Genomic DNA, 20402 nt, shown 5'->3' on the forward strand with positions numbered 1-20402 from the left:
TCAAATTGTTTCCGGTTTCAGCAGGCGCTGTCCATTGCCAATCAAGGCGATCGCAAACAAGGCCAGAACAATGCTGCCGATAAACGTCGCCTCGATCGAAATGCCATCCAGCAGCAGTCCGCCGATAATCGCTCCGAGCAAGATCGAGGTTTGAATCGCGGCGACCATCAGGCTGCCAGCCGCCTCTGGTACATCGTCAGCATTCTGTGACATCCATGTCATCCAGATAACCGAGAACATGGTGTTCATCACCCCCCAAATGGTCATGAAGAGGCCTGCTGCAACAACCGAGAATCCAAACAGCAGAAGTCCAACGGTGGCGCAGCCCATGACGAGGGCGGGTAGCTTCAGAAAAGGGGCGACGTTTCCCTTGAGGAACCGACCGGCCGCCCACGTGCCGATGAAGCCGGCGCAGCCCAGAAGCAGCAAGAGAAACGACAGCGTGGTAATATCTGCCCGCGTGACCTGCTCGAGAAACGGACGCAGATAGGTGAACATCGTGAAGGCCGAGCCCCAGGACAGCATGCAAGCAAGCAGACCGCGCCTGAAATAAGGACGCCTCAGCAGGCCAGACATCGCAAGTAAATCCTGTTTCTGATTTGCAGGTAGTGACGGAAGCGCTACTGCATGCCAGATGAGGTTGATGGCAACGATAGGTGTCAATGCCCAAAACACCTCACGCCAACCGAACAAACCGCCGAGATAGCTGCCGACCGGTGCTGCAAACGCGGCAGCAATGGCTTGCCCGCCATACATCAAAGCCAGTGCGCGCGGTACGTCCTCTGCTGGCACCAGGCGCATGATGACTGCTGTGGCCAACGCCCAGAAGCCACCGATGCAGATGCCGAGCAGCGCACGACCAGCCATCAGCAAAAGGAAATTCGGTGCGATCGCGACCAGCACTAACGACAGCAGCATCAGGGCTGTCATCGCGATCAATATCCATTTCCTGTTCAGCTCTCCAGCAGCAGTGGTGACGAGCATGCTCGCTACAACGGCAAAAAAACCGCTTATGGATATAGCCTGTCCCGTTTGCCCCTCTGTTGCGTGCAGCCCTTCGGCCATCGGTGTTAGCAGGCTGACCGGCATGAATTCCGAGGCGATCAGCATCGCCACGCATAGGGCCATCGACAGGACGGCGCCCCAGGCAGCGGGTCTGCTGCCGACATTATCCACGGCGGAAACCATCGTTCGTGTGCTCCGGTTTGAATGTTTGAAATCGGGAAACAGATATAACTGATCTGCTACGGACCGATTACCCGCTGTAATTTGATTGGATCAATCGACTTGATCGATTAATCTCGGTGTGCAGAATTGAAGAGGACACATGGAGAAAACGGATTTCAACCAGTTGACCTGGTTCAGGATTGTCGCCGAAGAACGGAGCTTTACCAAGGCAGCAGCAAGGATCGGCGTCGCCCAATCGACGCTTAGCTATGCCATCAAGCAGCTTGAAACCAGCTTGGGTATACGCCTTCTGACGCGCACGACCAGGAATGTTACCACAACTCCAGCAGGCGACCGGTTGCTCAAGACCATAACCCCGCGCATGGCCGAGATTGAAGATGAGATTGCGGCGCTGACGGCGTTTCGCGACAAGCCATCCGGTACGATCAGGCTGACACTTTCCGACCACGCTCTGGAGAGCGTTGTATGGCCGAAGTTGAAGCGCGTGCTCAAGCAATATCCTGATATCAGCGTCGAACTGGTGCTTGATAGCACTTTCCGCAATATCGTCGAGGAGCGTTTTGATGCTGGCGTGCGGTTAGGCGAAAGCCTCGAGAAGGATATGATTGCGGTCAGGATCGGACCGGATTGGCGCCTCGTTGCAGTTGCCTCGCCAGGTTACCTGGCCGAATATGGGGTGCCTGCGCACCCGCGAGACCTCGTCAGCCACCGTTGTATCAATATGCGCCACGAAACTGCCGGCGGCCTTTATGCCTGGGAATTCGAAAAGGGTGGCCAGGAACTGCGCGTTCGCGTGGACGGCCAGCTCACTTTCAACAATTCCTATGCCATGATAGATGCCGCAGTGAGCGGTTATGGAATAGCTTATGTCCCGGAGAATATCGTAGAGCGACACATCGCTTCCGGTGAACTGACCAGAGTTCTTGATGAGTGGTCACCCTTCTTTGATGGCTATTTCTTCTACTATCCCACTCGTCGCCAGAACTCGCCAGCATTCAAGATCATTGTGGATGCGCTAAGGCATCGCAGGTAGGCAAGAGCAGAAAAACAATCGGTTCCAGTGTTGCCCTTGCGTTGATGGAAACTTGACTGGCAAGAGATGACCGGCTTGGGGTCGAATACGGTATGGCTGTCGAGAACAGAGGTTATTCGGATTCCAAATCCGGGTACGAGGGGCCACGATCCGCTCGGGTATTACTCGTTATGTGATCTGACCAATGACTGTGATCGATCAACCCTAAGGAGATTTGCTCAATAAGAGTGTCATTAGCTACGACGATCTTAAATCGGTGATCAAAAGGATAATAGAACTCACCTATGGCAGCCCTTGAGTGCACGGGAAAAGCACAGAGTCTCTGTACCGTTCATTAACACCTTCTTTGCATCAGAGTATCCGGCTTTCTCTGCCACGCGAATAGATGCGAGATTGACGGGTGAGATCAGACAGACGCTGCGTTCAAATCGGTTCTGCGCTTCCAGCCACGCTAATGCGGCAGTAAGCGCTTCTGATGCATAGCCTTTTCCCTGTGCAGACGGCGAAAGCACCCATCCGGCCTCAGGAATGCCCCTTAGCGACGGCTCCACGTCCCTGTGAAAATCGGCAAAACCCAGGTCACCAATATAAAGGCTCGTCGCCTTCTCGCGGATGGCCCAATAACCGAAACCCAGAAGCGGCCATAGCCCACTATAAGCCAAAAGACGCATCCACGATTCCCGAGGGGTCGATGGCTTGCCGAAAATATGCTCCACCACGGAAGGTTCCGCCCATATGCTGGTGAGCCGTCCGAAATCTTCCGCCCCATGTCCGCTCAAAATCAACCGTTCTGTTTCCAAAACTGGCGCGGCGGTATTCGACACATTGCACTCATTCATGCAAACAGCCTTTCAAAAAGAATTTTGACAATCGCTCGGTGCCTGCGTTCTCTCGAAACAAGCTAAAAGAAGCGGGAGCGTCAGTGTAAGCCGAAAAAGTAGCCATATGATAGTGGCTTACGAAAGGTCCAGCGGCAGTCGTGTTTTCCAAGGCATGGCCCGATCGGACCGAATGGAAATATCCTGTCAGCTTTAAGAGAAACAGCGATACATGCCGGCAAGTGGACCGCCAGGTACCCGGAGAGCGGCGTAGTCGATCTTCGGAAAAGTTTTCTACCCTCACGGTTCCGCCTCAACAGAAGTGCGACCCTGACGGCTGCGCGAAACTGCTTTTTCAGGTCCGGCTACGAGAGACCACGAGCTTTGCCATTTTAAATGGGGCCCCTGATTCTTGATCACTCCTTCACGTCGAGACTGAAACTGTAGGAACAGCCCGCCAGCACCTTCCCCGGATGGCTTTCCACTGTTGAAACATTGAGACTGATCCGCGTCTTCACGGTAATCATCTCGTCGGTATCGTCGGTATTTTCCGCAACTACCCGCTCACCCATGAACTTGGCGGGACTATCAATGAGTGCCGGGATTTCTAGCCGTTTTGCCAGGGCAGACGCGCTGCCGTCATCAAGCACTGCAAGGAGACCGTTGCCTGCAAAAGCGATATCCATCGTCTCTGAGCCAAAAACTTTTACAGGTTTATCCAGCTTATACTGCTCAAGGAAGGGATTACCGCTCTCAGTACGGCTCCAACCCAGAAGTTTCAGAGCGTCGGGTTCTGCCTGCATCCACGTTGTGAGTTGATTATAGTCGGGGACCTGTGCACGACATTCAATTAATTTTTCCAGATCGAGTTTCCCGGGGGTAAATTCGTCGTCTTCGGCTAAAGCGGTCTGTGCTGTGAAAACCGTTATGATCAAGAATACGAGGTTGCGTGCTATATTGCGGGCTCGACGGCGAGTTTTCTCTGGGTGGTTACATACCATTATTCATTCACTCCAATTGAGCCAGGCCAAAACACCAAACAGTCGGGCGCCCGATACAAAAGCAACCTTATCCGGAAGCGGATGCTTCAATCATGATTCCTGATCCGGGACAAGCCAGCCGTTCGCTGCTAAGGCCAATAGCAGAAATGGCGTGCAGTTCTGTTTCTCCCGGATCTATTCTCCGCAGTTTAAATGTACTGCTGTTGTAAACTCCAGGGGAATGCTGGCTGGACGCCTCGATCCGGCTTTGCCTCTCCAAACGAGTGATAGCAGCACTATGTTTTCCGGCGGGGCCAGAGGGGAGAGGAACATATTGTATGGTCCGAAGCGCCCTTCAACAGGATGGACGTACGGGCGATTTGACATCAATGCGAATGCGCCAAAGAAATTTCTTGATTGGGACCTTACTATTCCGCTTCGGATAATTTGAACGGAGCACCACACACATATGCTCCATCATGCAAAATCAACCGCTATGGGCTTTTTCTGGATGTGAAGTAAGTCCAGTTGAACAGTTGAAACAGAGGCCCTGGAGGTTCGATGGTTGGCCCGGCTTGTCCCAAACCAGGGGTGAGCAGGCCAGGTATACAAAATCCGTTCCCGTCAGAGTCTCGTCGGATGCAGCAGTCGATTTGCCGACGCGCGTAATAAGGGGCAACGTTACCAGTTACTCCGGGGCATCGATTAGAGGATTGTTCAGCTCAGATTGTGCGCACATTTTGAATTAACGCCGGACGTTCCAGTCCACGCGGCCATCGATCCCGTCAAGGCGGCGAAAGTTGGAAGCCTGCCAGATCTGCCATGGGCGCGCGCCAAATCGCGGTTCCCGAACAATGCTTCTTAACCACAGTGGTCGATCAAAACGCAGACTTATCCCGAATGCTTCATCGAATTCTTGCGTCAGATAAAGCACAGCTTTCTTTTGGTAGCGGGTTTCAACGATGCCTAAAAAATCAGCCAGTTCGGAGTGGAGCATCTCTTTCGACATCTTGTTCGAGCAATTGCCCATAAATTCCAGATCAACTGCTGGCGGCAAAGCCTCAGGATCTATTTGAACGCTTTCGACGAAGTTTGCCGCCTGCTCCAATCCGGAGCGGCAAAGCGTAAAAAAATGATATGCGCCGCGCTTTATGCGTGCCTCTTTCGAAGAGCTCCAGTTCTTTGCAAACAAACGGTCTTTGAAATCTCCGCCTTCGGTGGCCTTGATGTAGGCAAAGCTTACTCCTTGCCCCGATAGGGCTTGCCATTTGATCGGGCCCTGGTGATGAGAGACGTCGATACCTTGTTCTGGAAATTGTTTGATCGAGGGGTGCCATTGCGATGCGTATAGCCAGATCGCGAGCGACGCGAAGAACGCAAACGCAACGAAACCAGATACCCATGCAAGGGCACTCTTAAGCGATAGGGGGCGAGTCATTTACACTCCAGATTTCACGCTCGAAGCTGTTACAGGGAACCAGCCAATGCGCACACCTCTTAAAAACCATGTCATAGGAAAAAGGAACGAGCAGTAGAAGCTGCGCCATTTACGTTTTCTGGCCATTTGGCAAAAAACCACCGTCTGGAAGTATGGACTAACGGATCCATCGAATATTCACGCGTCAAAAGCGTTTCAACCCGAGGCAAACAGAAGTTGAAAAACATAATCTGAATTGGATGATGCAACTGATCGGAGTGTTGGTTGTCCGACATCGGAAGCGACGGTCAGATGACTATTCATCAGGCGATCCGCTGCTGGATATGGATGCGAAAACATCCTACGTTTTATATACGGTGGGCTGCATGAGCGAGAGCTTGAAGAAAGTTTCGAGTGTTCAACTGTTGCAGGGGAATATCCGCTAAAGGCAAGCCGCCAGCAAACTGATGTGGTTAAGGTTGCAGCGTCAGATGCCGGACGAATTGATACGTAAAAACAATTCACCGGAATTGCCCCATTCTCCAAATGGCGAGCAAAGGAACCGGCGGAGTGCCCATGTCATGATTAATACAAGGTTTCAGCGTCGCAGTGCACGGGTGTTTAAAGATTTTATGGTGGGATTGCTATCCAGACGACATGGCACCCGGCCAGAAGGATTTTAACATCAAGAACAAATCAGACTGGGATCGCAAGATTTATGTCGAGTGCGTTCTGCGCCACGAAATTTATGTCGACGTAGCTATCAGCAGCCCTCATGATTGAAATTGCCGGCAGGATTTTGTATTGAATCACACTGCATCTTTTGAAGTTTCTCAAAAGCAGCAATTTTATGAGATCGTTGCATCTCATGCACGGCAGGAGGAGTTTGTGCCGCGGTGTGGGCTTTCATTGCCAATTGAGGCGTTACGGTCAACGGTGACACCAATAGCAGGGGCATAACGCTATTTATTCGTTGTGGCCACGCGCCGGCAGGTAATTGGGTGCACTTCGGGTGACGGACTTCCCGAGACTTACAGTGAACCCGTTCAAACAGCTTGACTTGGCCAGTCCCATTACGGATGATAAGGGCATGATCGAAAAGGACACCCATATTGTCTCTCGCCTGGCCGGTATCTCATTTGCGGGATGCCGGGAAGTCAAGCGCACGATCTGATCAAGCGATTTGCCACTACCGGCCTCGCCCTCATGGACGGGGTGTTTCGGTTCGGCTGGTGCCTCGTCCAATCTTTGAAAGGATTTGAACATGGCACAGAATATCTACGACGATCCGACGTTTTTCGCCGGGTATAGTCAACTCCCCAGGCAGGTGTAGGGCCTGGAAGGCGCTCCGGAATGGCGCGCTATTAAAGCTATGCTGCCTCCCTTGCGTGACAAGCGCATTGCTGATCTCGGCTGCGGTTTTGGATGGACATCACGGTGGATGCGCCAGAATGGTGCCGCGTCTGTTACGGGTATTGACCTGTCAGAGAAAATGATCGGTCGGGCACGGGCAGATACGAGTGACAGCCAGATCAGCTACCGCATCGCCGATCTCGAAACACTAGAGTTGTCTGCCGACAGTTTTGAACTCATCTACAGCGCTCTCACTTTCCATTATGTAGAGAACTTCAGTCGTCTGCTCGGTATGATTTATAAGGCTCTGGTGAGCGGTGGCACTTTGGTATTCACTATCGAGCATCCGATCTTCATGGCAGCGTCACAGCCCGGATGGTTCGACGATGCCGACGGACGAAAGACATGGCCGGTTAATGGTTATTCAATCGAAGGGGAACGCCGCACCAATTGGTTTGCGGACGGTGTTTTGAAATACCACCGAACAATGGGAACGACGATAAACGCACTTATTCAAAGTGGATTCGTAATCGACCATATTGAGGAGTTTGCGCCAACCACGAGCCAGATTGAAGAGAACCCTGATCTCGCTGAGGAACTGGAGAGACCCATGATGCTTCTTGTCGCAGTTCACAAACCCTAGTTAAAATGGCGGGCTGTCCCTGCAGCCCGCCACGCTCTGATCGGTTGAATTCCCTTGATCGCCGCGGCACGGGAAGATCGGGGCCGAGAAGAAAATGACCGGCTGGCGGCAACCGAAGATGCGGCGTCCCCGAAAACCAACAATACCGCTGTCGACCATCTTGTCGGGACCACCTAAAGTACCGAGTGTCCTGAACCACGGTTGTCGGCGCTGATGGTTCAGGTGCGTTCGGCGGCTTTTGCGGTTACCGGCATCTTAGCTCGCACAAGGACCGTGTGCTGTGATCATTGCACGAGGACTGTGAGAAGGATGGCAATCGGCAATGCGATCGCCATGCCACTCAATGCAATTGATGACGCTATTCGAAGCGATTTGCTCAATTGATCCGACACCATTTCTGCCTCCTGTCGGTGCCTATAAAAACACATCCTGCCCGGTTAGGTAAACCCGGTTTGAATGGAGGCCAGAGTGAACGGACGTCAAAAGAAAAAAACGAGCAGCCAATGTTCGCGCGGGAGTTGGAAAGTGATATGTTATCGAGGACCTGTCTTCTCAGAGACAGAGAAGAATAGATCCCTTGTTATAATGATAGTTGAGGTACCATCCTGTTATAAATTGAGCCTTTCACAGGCAGGGAATGAGCCGGCTCTTCATTGAATATGTGCAGTAAAAGATGCCATTATTTTGCGGAATCTCCTGCACGTTCCGGTGCACCCATGCGACTGGAGTGCGATCGCACAGTTAGACGCTGTATCGTTTCATTTACACATTGTTGTGGCATGTTTGTCTTGTTCAGACATCGGGCAGTCGGTTTCTTTATCCGGTATTCGTAAGCGGATGTGACCGGTCCCCGATTTAAATCGATGCCAAAAGGTCAGCAAGCCTGGTGATCGTGTTGATATTTCGGGCCGTGCCACTTGCTGCAGCTGGAATTCTAAGCTTCGATCGTCCCATATCTGCGCCATATGCCACATAGATTTCTCGTCTGCCCAGAATGATTTCTTCATCCTTTCGTCCGCTCACTGTTTCCAGCGTGTTGTCAGACGGTGATGCATCCAGAAAAATAGCAACGGTTCGGTTGCGCGGAGCGTCGGGGAATGGATTTGCTTCGACAATGTCGGCCATTTCCCGGGCTGTACGGACCATGACACCGACCGGCTTGCCGGTATAGGTCGTCAGGCGCTTCTCAAGCGCTGCTTTGACTTCCAGCTCGGTTTGCTCACACGAGAAAACGACATTACCGCTTGCGATATAGGTCTGAACATTTTCGAAATTTTCTGCAATGCACATCGCTTTGAGCTCGGACATCGGCAATTTGGCGGTTCCACCAACATTCACCGCGCGTAACAGGGCAACATAAGCGCTCATTAGATCTCCGTTCCGGCTCGTTGTAAAACTCCAACCGTCAGTCCGAAAACCAGGCTGACTGACGTGCGAGAATATTGTCCGCAGTTAGTTCGTGAAAACGCCCGGGTCAACCGGAACCCGGCTTGCGTTTGAACCATAGCTTTCGCCGACAGCTGTCAGTATTCTGCGAACAGACCTCCGGCTGACCGGTTTCGAGTGAATAAAGGCCTCCAGTTTGCTGATCTGTCAACTGGAGGTCCCTCGAAAAGCAGACCTGTTACCGCGCCAGAGTACCTTCCGGGTCTGGTGGTACAGCCGAAAACTAAAAGTGCACGGAATTGGCGGCACATCGCACGGTTCATGCTACTGGTTCTATGAGATGCGGAAAGGGATAGGTGACCATGAGTTGCCGGCGTTTGGTGAGATTGCTGCCTTGTCGAAGGGGCAGTAACACAAAGGCGCCGTCATTGATATGTCCCCTTAAAATGGTCCTTCAACATATTGTTTATCCGATCCTTTAATCGAGGGTGGACCGTAGCTCAGCTTCGACCATATCTCTTGCGATATTAATGCCTTTGGCCGCTGTTCGTTATTCCCTCCAGGCAAGACAATGATCCGTTCCGCAGAAAGCGATATTTTCAATCAGTGTTAGAAAGGTCATGTTCGTTGAGAGCTTTCCGCGATTATCAGTTTGGGCGAAACGGGAACGGCTGTTGATTGAATGAAATTCCGGTTGTGCCCGTTCAGGCGATAATCGGAGTTTGTGTTTTGGGCCCACGATAGAAAGTTGTCTGAAATGCAAAAGGTGAAACATGATGGCGCAAGAAATGGCCATGGGACCCCGGAAAGCACCGTATTTCCCGGTATCACGTCACTGTTCTCGAGACTGTGCGATGGGCTGTGCCTGAGAAAAAGTACATGACGTGGCGGAGCCTGTTTCTCCCGTGAAACCGTCGCGGCAACTTCCACATTGATCGGCGTATAAGACCCTGACGACGTCGCAGCAAACCGATCAGTCTCTGGCCATAATGCGGATATCGTGTTGCTTGTACGTTGCTGCCAGTTTCGCTTGAACAGCACACCCTGTTGCGACCGCTACAGGGTTTCGGTCCGACTATCGGCTGACTTCTTCCACCATCCTCATAGTCCGGGCAAATTCTCAAAGACGTTCGCAATGGTAGACAAGCAAGCACTACCGCCGGACGATCAGGAAATCTTAAAGATATGCAGTCCCTATTGTTACAGTATGCATTGTCTTATATGCTCATACTCGGAATACCATTACGGATACTAGCTCAGGAGAGACATATCGTGGCTGACGAAAACAATACAAACGTTAGTGAGAATGCGACTGAAACCAAAGTTGTAAAAACGGCTGTCGCGAAGCCAAAGGTGAGGGCAACGCGCAAAAAGTCTGATACCAAGTCAGCCAAGAGTGCAGCCGCGTCAGTTGCAAAATCGTCCGGTCCGGCATCTAAAACTGTAAGCGTTCAGAAAGCTGCATCCAAAACAGAGCCGGCCACGCGCACCGTGAAAAGATATACGCCCACTCAACGAGCTTCACTTCTTGCGGCGGTGGAGAAAGCGACCAGCAGCGGCAGTACCCTGAAAACTGCTTTGCAGAAACTGGAGGTCAGCGAACAAACCTATTATAATTGGAAGAACGCGACCGGAAAAGCAAAGCCAGCACCGGCAAAGGGTTCACCAGTTAACGATTTGCAAGCTCTGATCAATCTGGAAGCAGAAAACCTTGCACTGCGTAAGGAACTGGCAAACAAGCTGCGGGCCGAAAACGCTGAACTGCGCAAACGTCTGGGTAAAGCCTGAAGACAAGTAAACCCGGCCTTTGATCCGCCAGGGTGAATATACTCGTTTTATCAAACCCCGACGCAATTCGCTTAATGGAGAATGCGTCGGGGTATTTATGACAAACGCTTTGCTCAAGCCGGGATCCTGACAGGCAATCCCTCAACACTGTTAAATCTGATGGTTGCTTCCTGCTTCCAGGGCACTGATGACCACAAGGCCGAGGTCGTGCTCGAAGGCGTTGTTCAGGGTTTCCTGCTAATCATCGCGGCAAGGTAGCCGACTGGACAAATTTGCATCGTCACCGCTTCTCGCCTGAGTGCGGAAGCAACCCTGTTGGCAATCTGGACAGGACCTTTTTGAGTACCAAGAGCGAGCAACCGGAGCCGGTTAATAATCGACTGATAGCAGATGCGTCTGTTCGTCAAATTTCGACCATGGAACGATGAGTGGGGGGATTAAACGGATAGGCGGTAACGGGCCGGTGAGGTGACGCCGGTCGCTAACTTCATTCGCTCCACATTAAGAAAATGGTAGAACTTGCGATAATTGTATTGCGAAGAGCTGACCTCTCGGTCTTTGCATTAAGTTAACTCTATAATGCTTTGTTTATGTGAAATTTTCTGAACAAGAATGGTGAGTTTATCGACTTCACCATCAGGTGCAAATTTGCATCTGGTGCCGACAGGCATGAGGTGGTCTGTTTTTATCGACAATGGATCCGCAAAGGGCTGGTCAACGCCGTTGATCAACAGCGATGCGCTTTCTGGAGTAAGTCGAGGAGGGGACTGCAATGCCCAAACGACCGACAGACTTTTATGACGAATGCGAGAACGCGCCGAGGCTAAATGAAATGTTTGAATTTTTCTCGGCAACCGCCGGCGGAAAATCGGGCATACCACAACGATTTCCCCGTATTGATCTACGGTTGCTCGAGCATGATCCTCGCCTGATCCGGTTCGCAAAAACGCAGCGAGCCTTATGGGGGCAATTCGATCCGCATTATTTCAGCAGCATACCTTATCGTCTCGAGGAAGAGATCAGGCTGGGCGATGCTTTACTGGAATACGCTAGATGCAATCGAGGAACGCCAGTCGGGTATTACATCCTCGGAGCAGCAGAAGGAACGTTTGCTCGAACACTGGCAGAACTGGGAGAAGGGAAAATTTTGACCCTGTCATGCAGTCCCAATAAAGAAAATGAGGAGAATTTCCTCCGCTATGGCAGCCCCCGTTTTGCCTCCTTCTTCCATGGACCGTTTCATCGGCTGAGTTCGTCATTTCTGAAAACTGATCCTGTTCTCAGTCAGTTGGGTGGAGAATTCGATGTTATTGTCGAAGATACGACCTTTCAGATGTATTCGCCCAACCGGTCTGCGCAGATTGGCTTTGTAAAACAATATTTGAAGAAAGACGGAATATTCCTTTTTGTCGAAAAGTTTCGACAGCCCAGTCCAGCAGAATATATTCGACGGGAATTACAAAAAGACTATGGTTATAAGGTACGGTATTTTTCAAGTGAACAGATCGAACAGAAGAACAAACAGATTCTTGCCGGCATGAATCTGAACGAGGTCACTGTGGATACAATGGCCGCCGTGTTGAGGGAACATTTCAATTATGCCTGCATGACATGGAACAGCGGGAATTTTTACACGCTGGCCGCAAGCGATCATGCTGAAAATCTTGGACAACTGGTCGAAAGAATGTGTGAACCATGCATACCGCATGAGTACATGTATGAGATCCTGCCTGAATGCTTGCCCGGGTTTTCGATAAAACTGCCGGGATTTCGCAACTTTGCAACGAACAGTGACGGCAATGTCTGAAAGTCAGTCCGGTGCCTGCAGCAACGGGTCTCCGCCAATCCTCTTTCTGGCCGGAATGTTTGTCTCGAATGTCGGTCGAAATGCATACTTTGTCTGCATGACATGGATTGTTCTAGGCTCGACAAACAGCGTGCGTTCGGTAACGATTTTGCTTCTGACAGGCACTCTGGCCCAGTTTCTGTCGAGTGGGATTATTGGTTTCCTTGCCGATGCTACAGATCGTCGGCGCCTCGCAATCGGACTGGATCTAGCTCGTGCCGTCATTGTGGTATTGACCGGCTTCCTGGTGGCCGTCGATGCTGGTGTTCCAGGTCTGTATTTGTCGGTTGCGCTTTTTTCCGTCGCAGATCGTGGCTACCTGTCAGCCATGCAATCAATCATCCCTTTTCTGACTGGAAAGGAAAGAGCGGTCAATACCAACTCGGCCTCCTATCTAATGATGCAATCGGGCACGTTTGTCGGGGCGCTTTTCTCTGGTTTCCTTCTTCATTATCTACCCTATGATCTGGCAATCTCGTCGCTGGGCATCGTCTTCTGCCTGTCTGCTGTCATAACCTTCCTGATGAGGCTTCCTGCTTTTCTGCGACCAGTTTATGGAAAGTGCGACGGGCAATGGAAGCACTATATCTCCATTCGCCACTGGAGTGAGAACAATCAAGGTGTCGCTGTCTTATGCTATAGCCTCGTCTTTGGTGCTGGAACTGTCATTAATGCATTGCTCGCAGCATATGTTCTCAAGGTCTTGAGCGGAGACGCCTTCCTGTTCGGACGGCTGGAATCGGCCTGGGCCCTTGGCGCCGTTCTGGTTTGCCTGGTTTTGTCGGTGGGGCCCAGGATGAGAGCGCCCTTGCCCGAACTTCCATTTTGCCTGTTGATGTTAGGGGGCGGGCTCATTCTACTCTGGATGTTTCCCAATGCACTAGCTGCAGGGATCACGCTTCTCGTGCTTGGCGGATTTTACAATCTGGGCCGGATAAGCATGGACGTTCAGATCCAGCGAACAGTCGACATCGCGTCGATTGGGCGCGCGAAGGGTGTAATTAATACTGTGGCCACGGGATGCGGCTTGTTCGTCTATACATTAATCTGGTTGAACGGTGATCGGCTCGCGTCTTCCAGCGTTATTGCAATCTACGGGCTGTTCGTCGGTACTGTTGGCGGTTTGGCGTTGACAGTACCGAGAACTAAATTCAAAGCGCATCGTCCAGGCAGAGGTGATCACCGTTGACGACGCCATCTGACATCCGCCATTCACTGGACCGTCTTGTTCCCCTGGTTGCGCACTATTGGAACCGCCCGGTGAAGGACTATTCGCATGCTCTTTATGACGGCATGGAACCTCCACAGTCAGACATAAGGAGAGATGGATTCAGCAGGCTATGCAATCTTTTCCGCCGGTGCGCTGCCAGGAGCGGATATAGCAGAGCCGAAACGGACCAGCTAATCGACTTTATTCAACGCAGACCTACGATCCAGACGGGCCCACACTGCCATTTGATGATCGAACCGGATGCCTTCTACACGCATTTGTTCAGCATGATGGGACTAACGGCACATTGCGAGAACTGGTACGTCAATTATTCAGTCTCGACCGTGAAATTTACAGAGAAAGCGAAAAAGGGTCCAGGCTGGCTTCGGATCGATGGACAGGATGTGAATGTATTCGGATTATCCCGTCGCCAGATGGAACCATATAGCATTTGCGGTCGTCATGCTCTGCACAGTTTTGCGTTAAAGCCAACCGATGGCATGGTTAACCAAACCGCACTCGACCGGTTGGCAAGTATCATTCCCGGTCAGGAATTCTGCTCAGCGGCCGAGGCGATCAAATCCGCGAACAAGCGTCTTTGGCAGTATTGCTTTGGCCCTGATATCAATTTGCTGCAACTTGATGATGCAGATGTCGCCTTGCTGGTACAAGATCACCTAAGAGATCCCGATAGCTGGCTAACGCGCTGTTTCATCGATGCTCCCGAATTGATCGCAGCATTCTTGCAGGCGGTCGATAAACTGAACGATGGACCCCGGGCAGGCTGGTTCAAATTCAATACGCATTTCTTCTGGTTTGTACGCGAGGGACGGCTCAGGCCGTTGAGATTGCAAGGCACGACATTATCCAATGACGAGGGGACGTATAAGATACGGTTCAATTCCCGGTCCCTGGCAGATGCGCTGGAGGTGGGCGACATAGTCCCTGGTCTGTTTCTTGTGTTCCTTGTGATCGCAATCCTTCCAGGCCTGCGTGCAATGGGAGGCAGTCGGCAAGTTGTTTACTATCCCTTGATGCGCAGCACATTACTGGCGGCACTGGATCGCTCATCGACCCCTCGCAATACCGAACTGGCAAAGGATATTCGAGCCGATCCCATACCCAGTGTCTGGGGACATCGGACGATTGCACCGGTTTGCGTTACTCCATGGCAGTTTTTCGTTGCCGAGAACCCCGAAACACTCGCCTCGCTGCTCCAGAGGTTCGGGCAACTGACACTGGCTGAGGCAAGTGCCGATCTTCCAGGGTTCACGGGTGATGAACTCTGGTGCAAATGTTCCGGCCAGGATTTACTCGACCGCATATAATGACCCGCGAGGCAACAGCACTCACGGGCCGGGAGGAAGGTCTTTGGAAGAAGAAAACATAATAATCCGCCGTGTCGGTAAAGACGATGTGGATGCTTTTCGCCACATTCGACTGGAAGCTCTCTGCCTGGAGCCGGCGTCCTTCGCAAGCACGTTCGAGGACTGGCATGCGTTACCGTCTGAAGTTTGGCAGCAACGGTTAAACGAACCCGTGTTCATTGCATTTCAGAGTGAATACCCGGTTGGTCTTATTGGGTTGCTGCGGGAAAAAGGAGCTCGATCTGCCCATCGTGCAACCATCGTTATGGTCTATCTTCGAAAAAACCTTCGCGGCCGCGGGATTGCCAGGGAACTCTTCAGCGCGATCGAAAAATTTGCGCGGGATATCGGCGTAAGGCAGCTGGAACTGACTGTAAGTGCAGAGAATTCTGTGGCAATCAGTTTTTATCAACGGGAAGGCTTTGTCGAGGTTGGCAGGGTTCCCGGCGCTTATATTCACGAGGGTAGAGAAATTGACGACGTCTTGATGGTCCGCCGCCTCGTGCTCTGATCCCTGCAGGAAATGATGCAGGGTTATTTTCAACGATCTAGCGAAATTTGAAACGAATTTCCGTCCGTGCCCATGTTCTCTGCCGATCTGTCGGAAGGGAATATTTGACTGGTCGCGCATGATGACTATTCGCAATCTCAAAGTTTAGCGAAGTCATTCGGTTTTGTCGAGTTTACTCCGTAGATGAATGCACCGCAGCGCGCATGACTGCGATAATGAAAATTCGTGAGATATTTGCACGCAACTTGAGAGTGCTGCGACACGCCAGGGGCCTGTCACAGGAAAAACTTGCACATCAGGCCGGTATTGACCGAACTTATGTCAGTTCACTGGAGAGATGCATTTATAGTCCCACCATTGATATGGTCGCCACCCTTGCAGAGATTCTGGAAGTTTCACCTGCTGATCTGCTGGAGCCCGATGGCAACATTCTGCGCTCCGGGGATTCAGTCAACTAAAAGGTCCTGGCCCGGTAAAGATAACCGATCGGGAGGAGGGGCGTTTTCTGTTCTGAGACATGGCGCTGGCAAATTTCCAGCGTTCGTTTCAGGAAGCACGTGCTCGTCACACCGACCGGAGGGCACTTGCCGGGATTGAGAAGACAATCGCCGGGACTGTCATTTTCGCCAGTAAGGAAGGCACGTGTCAGCTGGACATGAGCCTGCATGGCGATGCACCTCGCATCTATCCGACTATCACCAATATCTGTCGGCTGCGCCTTCAACGCTTCACCGAGGCGCGCTGGACGATCCCGAAGGCGGCAGGCGGGTGACGGAGGTGTTGTGAAGCCTCATCGGAGAAATCATTATTATCCCGGAGCTGAGCGTTGCGAGGTTCGTGCCGATTGACGCGGTGAGTTGTTTGCTAACTACAAATTCCGCCTGTCGCAAAGAGCCACGGCCATAGCTGCCTTTTTCAGGCTTTCCTGACAGGTCCCTCCCATCCCATGCAACGGTTCGCACCGTCTTTTCGCTTCGCCCGCCCCTTCGGGGTGCAAGGGCTGTTCTGACCGGTCTCTCCGGACGCCATCAGGCCGCGATGGTCGCGGTCTCTACAGCGAAAGGAGACAATTATGTCCAGATCATCTTCATCCAGCCCCGATGTCCATCAGGAGATCACCAATCGCATCGTCGATGCTCTCGAGAACGCAGGCGAATTCCAGCTTCCCTGGATCACTAACACAGCCGGAAGTTTCGCCCGCCCCGTTAATATCGCATCACGCAAGCCCTATAACGGCGTGAACATTGTCAGCCTCTGGGTCTCCGCGCAGGCCTCTCGGTATCCCTCCAACGTCTGGGGCACATACCGCCAGTGGCAAGATGCCGGTTGCCAGGTGCGAAAGGGCGAGAAATCTTCCCTCGTTGTCTTTTACAAGACCTTGAATGTCGAGCAGATCGACGATCGGACGGACCTGCCCGAGCAGGCTGAACGCACGGTTGCGCGCGCCAGCCGGGTTTTCAATGCCGCCCAGGTGGATGGTTTCGCCCCCGATCAGACCTATATCCCGCTAAAGCCTTCATTCGATCCGATTGCCGGGACTGAAGCCTTCCTGAAGGCCACAGGTGCTATCATCGAGGAAGGCGGCGATGAAGCCTGTTATGACCCGTCAGCTGATATCATCCGGATTCCAGAGCGTCGCCGCTTTACCGGCACAGCCGCTACCGGCGCTGCCGTAAGCTTCTACAGCACCCTATGCCATGAACTCACTCACTGGTCTGGCTCGAAAACTCGCCTTGCACGCGATCTTTCCGGCAGATTTGGCACTGAAGCCTATGCCATGGAAGAACTCGTCGCCGAGCTTGGCGCAGCCTTCCTGTGTAGCGATCTCGGCCTGACGCCTGAGCCGCGGATCGATCACGCCCGGTACATCAAGACCTGGCTGACCGTCTTGAAGTCCGACAAGAAGGCAGTCTTCACAGCTGCTTCCAAAGCCTCCGAGGCAAGAAACTGGCTGATGTCTCTGGCGCTCGATCATCGCGACGTCGAGGATGCGGCCTAGGCCGCATCCTTTCTTTGTTTGTCGCTATAATCAGTAAAGCGGTACTTTGTTTTCCGGGGAGAGTTCGTCAATTCCTTGCGAGGAACAGACTGCTGTTCGGCTTACTTAATCGGGGCGCGTGAGGATGATGGCTGAAACCCGGATCGCATGGCACTTACCTTTTGTATTGCAGCTACAGGATGCTCGATCGTCACGGGCGATTGTACGCATTGCTGTCCAATGGAAATGGTCTGGTGTTCGAAGGCGATCGGGGTGGAGAAGGATTCTTAATTGGCCTGGAACGCGGGCGAGCGGTTCGTGTGGAAGGGGATTGCGCGTGAGGATCGCATTGATCGGCGGCGAGACGACAGATCATGGCTGCTACTTCGAACGATTTAACGAAGGCCGGGATTGGTAGAAACTCAAACCGGGAATGGAAATTATAGGCCCCCGTGAACATATTGGGCGTTGGAATACCGCGCTCCGACAGAACTGCTCCATCTGTGCCTCCGCGCATCGCCATGAGCTTAGGTTCCACGTTCAGTCTAACGAGAGACGTCAAGAGCAATTCCATCGGTCGGGTGTCCTTCAAAAGACACGGACCGACGTTGCGATATTCGTCGGTTATTCGGCACTGGATGTTGCCGGACGGATATTGTCGTTTCGTCACATCCACTATTGCTGCAAGTTTCTGCTTTCGGGCCTCGAATGAACCTGCCTCGAAATCGCGTATCAAAACCTGCAATGTTGCTCTGCTGTCGTTTGCGACAAGGTCGGATATCCAGAAAAACCCTTCCGTCGCTTCAGTATGTTCGGGTGTGTCCTTGCGATCGAATTGTCCGATGAAATCCTGCGCCATCAATACGGGATTTACGAGTTTGTCTTTGGCCGACATCGGGTGGGCACTGACACCTTCAAAGATGATTTCGCAACATGCTGCGTTGAAGTTCTCTGTTACGACCTCACTCAGTTCGCAACAATCGATCGTGTAGGCAAAGTCACAGGAAAAACGCTCCAGATCCAGTGCCTTTGCGCCTCTCAGGCCGATTTCCTCATCAGGAACGAAGGCGACTGCAATATCACCATAGTTGCCGGTCCCTTCCAAACGGGCCAGAAGTGTCATGATGACAGCGATTGCGGCCTTATTGTCCGCCCCCAATACACTTGTTCCATCGCTTGTGATGATATCGTGGTCAACCCATCGATTGATCTCCGGATGCTCCTGAACGCGCAGCCAGATATCCTGTTCCCGGTCAAGACAGAGATCTGAACCGGTGAAGTGATGTATCTGAGGACGGATGCTCGCCGACAGACCCACATCTGCCGTATCGAGATGGGCGATAAAGCCGATACGCGGCGCGTGGGGGTGAGTACCGCGCCTTATCCCGGTGACGATGGCCTGATCATCGACGATGACATCCTGAATGCCCATGAGGTTCAGTTCTCTGGCCAGTAAATGCGCCAGTTCCATCTGTCCTGGAGACGATGGCAATTGCGTTGAGGCGGCGTTGCTTTGACTGGCAATTGCCGCATAGCGGAAAAACCGCTCCGTCAGTTCACTGCTGATATCCATATCGTGTGATTTCCATTCCCGGGGAGTTTGCATGATCGTGCCAAAGTGTGGATCGGTCACAGGCGAACACGACCACAGCCTTCGGAAATTTCGATGTCTGTTCCAAAAATGGATGACCGCTCCGCAAATTGATGCAGAATACGATCTGCGTTTTGCTCTCTCGCCAGTTCAGGCACCAGACGCTGCTCGAACGTCGCTCCGCCCAGCGCCTGTTCACCACCGATAATAAGCGGATGAAGGACTGCCTCGCTCAGGTTATTGTTATCGTCAAACGAACATGCACCCATGACGCTCTCCCAGACCTCTGGTGCGCGCCATGTGCCTTCATCTGATGGCACGTGAAATATGAAGTTACCAAGGCTGTAGAAAATAGGTCTCTTCCGATAGATCTCCATTCCCTGCAGGACGGGTGCCCCGTGACTGACAAAGGCCGCCGCACCAGCATCAATACATTGTTTTGCGACGCCTCTGACCCAGTCGGGCACCTGAAGCCAATCCGTTGCCCAGTGGTGATGATGGAGATAGGCAATCACAAGACGGTCGTCCTGAGCGGCATCGGAGATAGCCTGAAGGTTTATATTGAGATCGCCTTCGTCGATCTTTACGCTTCGCCGGAACTCATCCGATCGCCGGAAGACCGCTCGTCCGATGCAGACTTCCTCTCGCTCATTGACCGGATATGGGTCGTTCGGTTGACTGTCATTGGTCAGGGCAAGTTCCGTATATCCAACCTTTTCTCGCACCGAACGGAGTTCGTCGAATGTAACATTATCAACATCGATGAGCTGCGATGTGCCAAGACGATTGATGCCCGGGCGTTCCGGACGGTCTTTGCCTGCGTCATCGGCATACATGAAATCAGGGCCGGGGCCGGCGTCCATCGCGACGATGGCAATTTTGCGCTCACCTGTTTGACCCAGACCTGGTTGTGCAGCCTCATTGCGATTGCGACCGATACCGGCGTGCAGGAAACCCCGCTCCTCTACTTCTTCCAGAGTTGACAATATGCCCGACGGCCCCAGATCAAATGCATGGTTGTTGGAAAGCGACAGAGCCCGAAATCCAGTATCCTGCAATGCATCCAGAACGACCGGCTTGCTGCAATCGAAAAACGAGCCTTTCAGAGGCCAGCCACCAAAGCGTCCGGCAATCGTACCTTCGAAGTTCGTAAATGCCAGGTCGGCGCTCTTCAATATTGCACGGACATCCTGAAACGCTGGATTGGAGATGCTGCGGATATCGTGCTTGATCAGGGACTGCCCGGTCACAGCGACAGTGAAGCTGTTGCTCATAATTCACCTCTTTTCGTAA

General features: G+C 52.3%; 16 protein-coding genes and 1 pseudogene. 10 read left to right on the top strand and 7 right to left on the bottom strand.

Annotated elements, in window-relative coordinates:
• Positions 1–1116 carry an MFS transporter gene (locus AAE521_RS17045; protein WP_342061945.1) on the bottom strand — a complete coding sequence of 372 codons (1116 nt, stop codon included), beginning with the start codon at positions 1114–1116 and terminating at the stop codon, positions 1–3.
• 211 nt (positions 1117–1327) lie between these two features.
• On the opposite strand from AAE521_RS17045, the gene AAE521_RS17050 reads away from it, so the two are divergent.
• Positions 1328–2221: a LysR family transcriptional regulator gene (locus AAE521_RS17050; RefSeq protein WP_342061946.1), complete on the top strand. Its 894-nt coding sequence runs from the start codon at positions 1328–1330 to the stop codon at positions 2219–2221.
• 278 nt (positions 2222–2499) lie between these two features.
• On the opposite strand, the gene AAE521_RS17055 is transcribed toward AAE521_RS17050, so the two are convergent.
• From AAE521_RS17055 to AAE521_RS17065, 3 genes are all read right to left on the bottom strand, one after another.
• The gene (locus AAE521_RS17055; protein WP_342061947.1) at positions 2500–3060 is read right to left on the bottom strand and encodes a GNAT family N-acetyltransferase; all 561 of its coding nucleotides are present in this window, start codon (positions 3058–3060) and stop codon (positions 2500–2502) included.
• A gap of 395 nt (positions 3061–3455) precedes the next feature.
• Complete coding sequence (locus AAE521_RS17060) at positions 3456–4040, bottom strand: hypothetical protein (RefSeq protein WP_342061948.1); 585 nt, start codon at positions 4038–4040, stop codon at positions 3456–3458.
• Positions 4041–4764: 724 nt separating this feature from the next.
• Positions 4765–5457 carry a GH25 family lysozyme gene (locus tag AAE521_RS17065; protein WP_342061949.1) on the bottom strand — a complete coding sequence of 231 codons (693 nt, stop codon included), beginning with the start codon at positions 5455–5457 and terminating at the stop codon, positions 4765–4767.
• 1243 nt (positions 5458–6700) lie between these two features.
• Between AAE521_RS17065 and AAE521_RS17070 the strand changes: the two are divergent.
• Positions 6701–7432, top strand: a pseudogene (locus AAE521_RS17070) (class I SAM-dependent methyltransferase).
• 855 nt (positions 7433–8287) lie between these two features.
• On the opposite strand, the gene AAE521_RS17075 reads toward AAE521_RS17070, so the two are convergent.
• Positions 8288–8800, bottom strand: a complete 513-nt coding sequence (locus AAE521_RS17075) for a DUF1697 domain-containing protein (protein ID WP_342061950.1) — start codon at positions 8798–8800, stop codon at positions 8288–8290.
• Positions 8801–10090: 1290 nt separating this feature from the next.
• Between AAE521_RS17075 and AAE521_RS17080 the strand changes: the two genes are divergently transcribed.
• The 8 genes from AAE521_RS17080 (at position 10091) to AAE521_RS17115 (ending at position 17539) form a co-directional block, all read left to right on the top strand.
• Positions 10091–10606 (top strand): transposase, encoded by a 516-nt coding sequence (locus AAE521_RS17080; RefSeq protein WP_342061951.1) that lies wholly within the window; start codon positions 10091–10093, stop codon positions 10604–10606.
• A gap of 772 nt (positions 10607–11378) precedes the next feature.
• Positions 11379–12413, top strand: a complete 1035-nt coding sequence (locus AAE521_RS17085) for a class I SAM-dependent methyltransferase (RefSeq protein WP_342061952.1) — start codon at positions 11379–11381, stop codon at positions 12411–12413.
• Positions 12414–12468: 55 nt separating this feature from the next.
• The gene (locus tag AAE521_RS17090) at positions 12469–13641 is read left to right on the top strand and encodes an MFS transporter (protein WP_342061970.1); all 1173 of its coding nucleotides are present in this window, start codon (positions 12469–12471) and stop codon (positions 13639–13641) included.
• Positions 13642–13910: 269 nt separating this feature from the next.
• On the top strand, positions 13911–14990 hold the full coding sequence (locus AAE521_RS17095) for a hypothetical protein (RefSeq protein WP_342061953.1): 1080 nt from the start codon (positions 13911–13913) through the stop codon (positions 14988–14990).
• 43 nt (positions 14991–15033) lie between these two features.
• Entirely contained in the window at positions 15034–15540 is a 507-nt protein-coding gene (locus AAE521_RS17100) for a GNAT family N-acetyltransferase (protein ID WP_342061954.1), read from the top strand.
• Between the two features lie 215 nt (positions 15541–15755).
• A complete protein-coding gene (locus tag AAE521_RS17105) occupies positions 15756–15998 on the top strand; it encodes a helix-turn-helix domain-containing protein (protein ID WP_071631043.1) in 243 nt (80 codons plus the stop codon).
• 59 nt (positions 15999–16057) lie between these two features.
• A complete protein-coding gene (locus AAE521_RS17110) occupies positions 16058–16312 on the top strand; it encodes a hypothetical protein (protein WP_342061955.1) in 255 nt (84 codons plus the stop codon).
• Positions 16313–16612: 300 nt separating this feature from the next.
• Entirely contained in the window at positions 16613–17539 is a 927-nt protein-coding gene (locus tag AAE521_RS17115) for an ArdC family protein (protein WP_342061956.1), read from the top strand.
• A 190-nt stretch (positions 17540–17729) separates the two neighbouring features.
• Here AAE521_RS17115 and pepT read toward each other — a convergent pair whose 3' ends face one another.
• Positions 17730–19091, bottom strand: coding sequence for a peptidase T (pepT, locus tag AAE521_RS17120; RefSeq protein WP_342061957.1), 1362 nt, complete (start codon positions 19089–19091; stop codon positions 17730–17732).
• A 56-nt stretch (positions 19092–19147) separates the two neighbouring features.
• Positions 19148–20383 (bottom strand): CapA family protein, encoded by a 1236-nt coding sequence (locus tag AAE521_RS17125; protein WP_342061958.1) that lies wholly within the window; start codon positions 20381–20383, stop codon positions 19148–19150.
• Positions 20384–20402 lie beyond the last annotated feature (19 nt).

The organism is Brucella cytisi (genome assembly GCF_038433355.1).
Lineage (GTDB): Bacteria > Pseudomonadota > Alphaproteobacteria > Rhizobiales > Rhizobiaceae > Brucella > Brucella cytisi.

Coding starts and splice junctions, on each gene's coding strand:
- AAE521_RS17050 (WP_342061946.1), top strand. CDS start 1,328: ATGGAGAAAACGGATTTCAACCAGTTGACCTGGTTCAGGATTGTCGCC.
- pepT (WP_342061957.1), bottom strand. CDS start 19,091: ATGGATATCAGCAGTGAACTGACGGAGCGGTTTTTCCGCTATGCGGCA.
- AAE521_RS17125 (WP_342061958.1), bottom strand. CDS start 20,383: ATGAGCAACAGCTTCACTGTCGCTGTGACCGGGCAGTCCCTGATCAAG.
- AAE521_RS17085 (WP_342061952.1), top strand. CDS start 11,379: ATGCCCAAACGACCGACAGACTTTTATGACGAATGCGAGAACGCGCCG.
- AAE521_RS17095 (WP_342061953.1), top strand. CDS start 13,911: ATGATCGAACCGGATGCCTTCTACACGCATTTGTTCAGCATGATGGGA.
- AAE521_RS17115 (WP_342061956.1), top strand. CDS start 16,613: ATGTCCAGATCATCTTCATCCAGCCCCGATGTCCATCAGGAGATCACC.
- AAE521_RS17075 (WP_342061950.1), bottom strand. CDS start 8,800: ATGAGCGCTTATGTTGCCCTGTTACGCGCGGTGAATGTTGGTGGAACC.
- AAE521_RS17065 (WP_342061949.1), bottom strand. CDS start 5,457: ATGACTCGCCCCCTATCGCTTAAGAGTGCCCTTGCATGGGTATCTGGT.
- AAE521_RS17110 (WP_342061955.1), top strand. CDS start 16,058: ATGGCGCTGGCAAATTTCCAGCGTTCGTTTCAGGAAGCACGTGCTCGT.
- AAE521_RS17060 (WP_342061948.1), bottom strand. CDS start 4,040: ATGGTATGTAACCACCCAGAGAAAACTCGCCGTCGAGCCCGCAATATA.
- AAE521_RS17055 (WP_342061947.1), bottom strand. CDS start 3,060: ATGAATGAGTGCAATGTGTCGAATACCGCCGCGCCAGTTTTGGAAACA.
- AAE521_RS17105 (WP_071631043.1), top strand. CDS start 15,756: ATGAAAATTCGTGAGATATTTGCACGCAACTTGAGAGTGCTGCGACAC.
- AAE521_RS17090 (WP_342061970.1), top strand. CDS start 12,469: ATGTTTGTCTCGAATGTCGGTCGAAATGCATACTTTGTCTGCATGACA.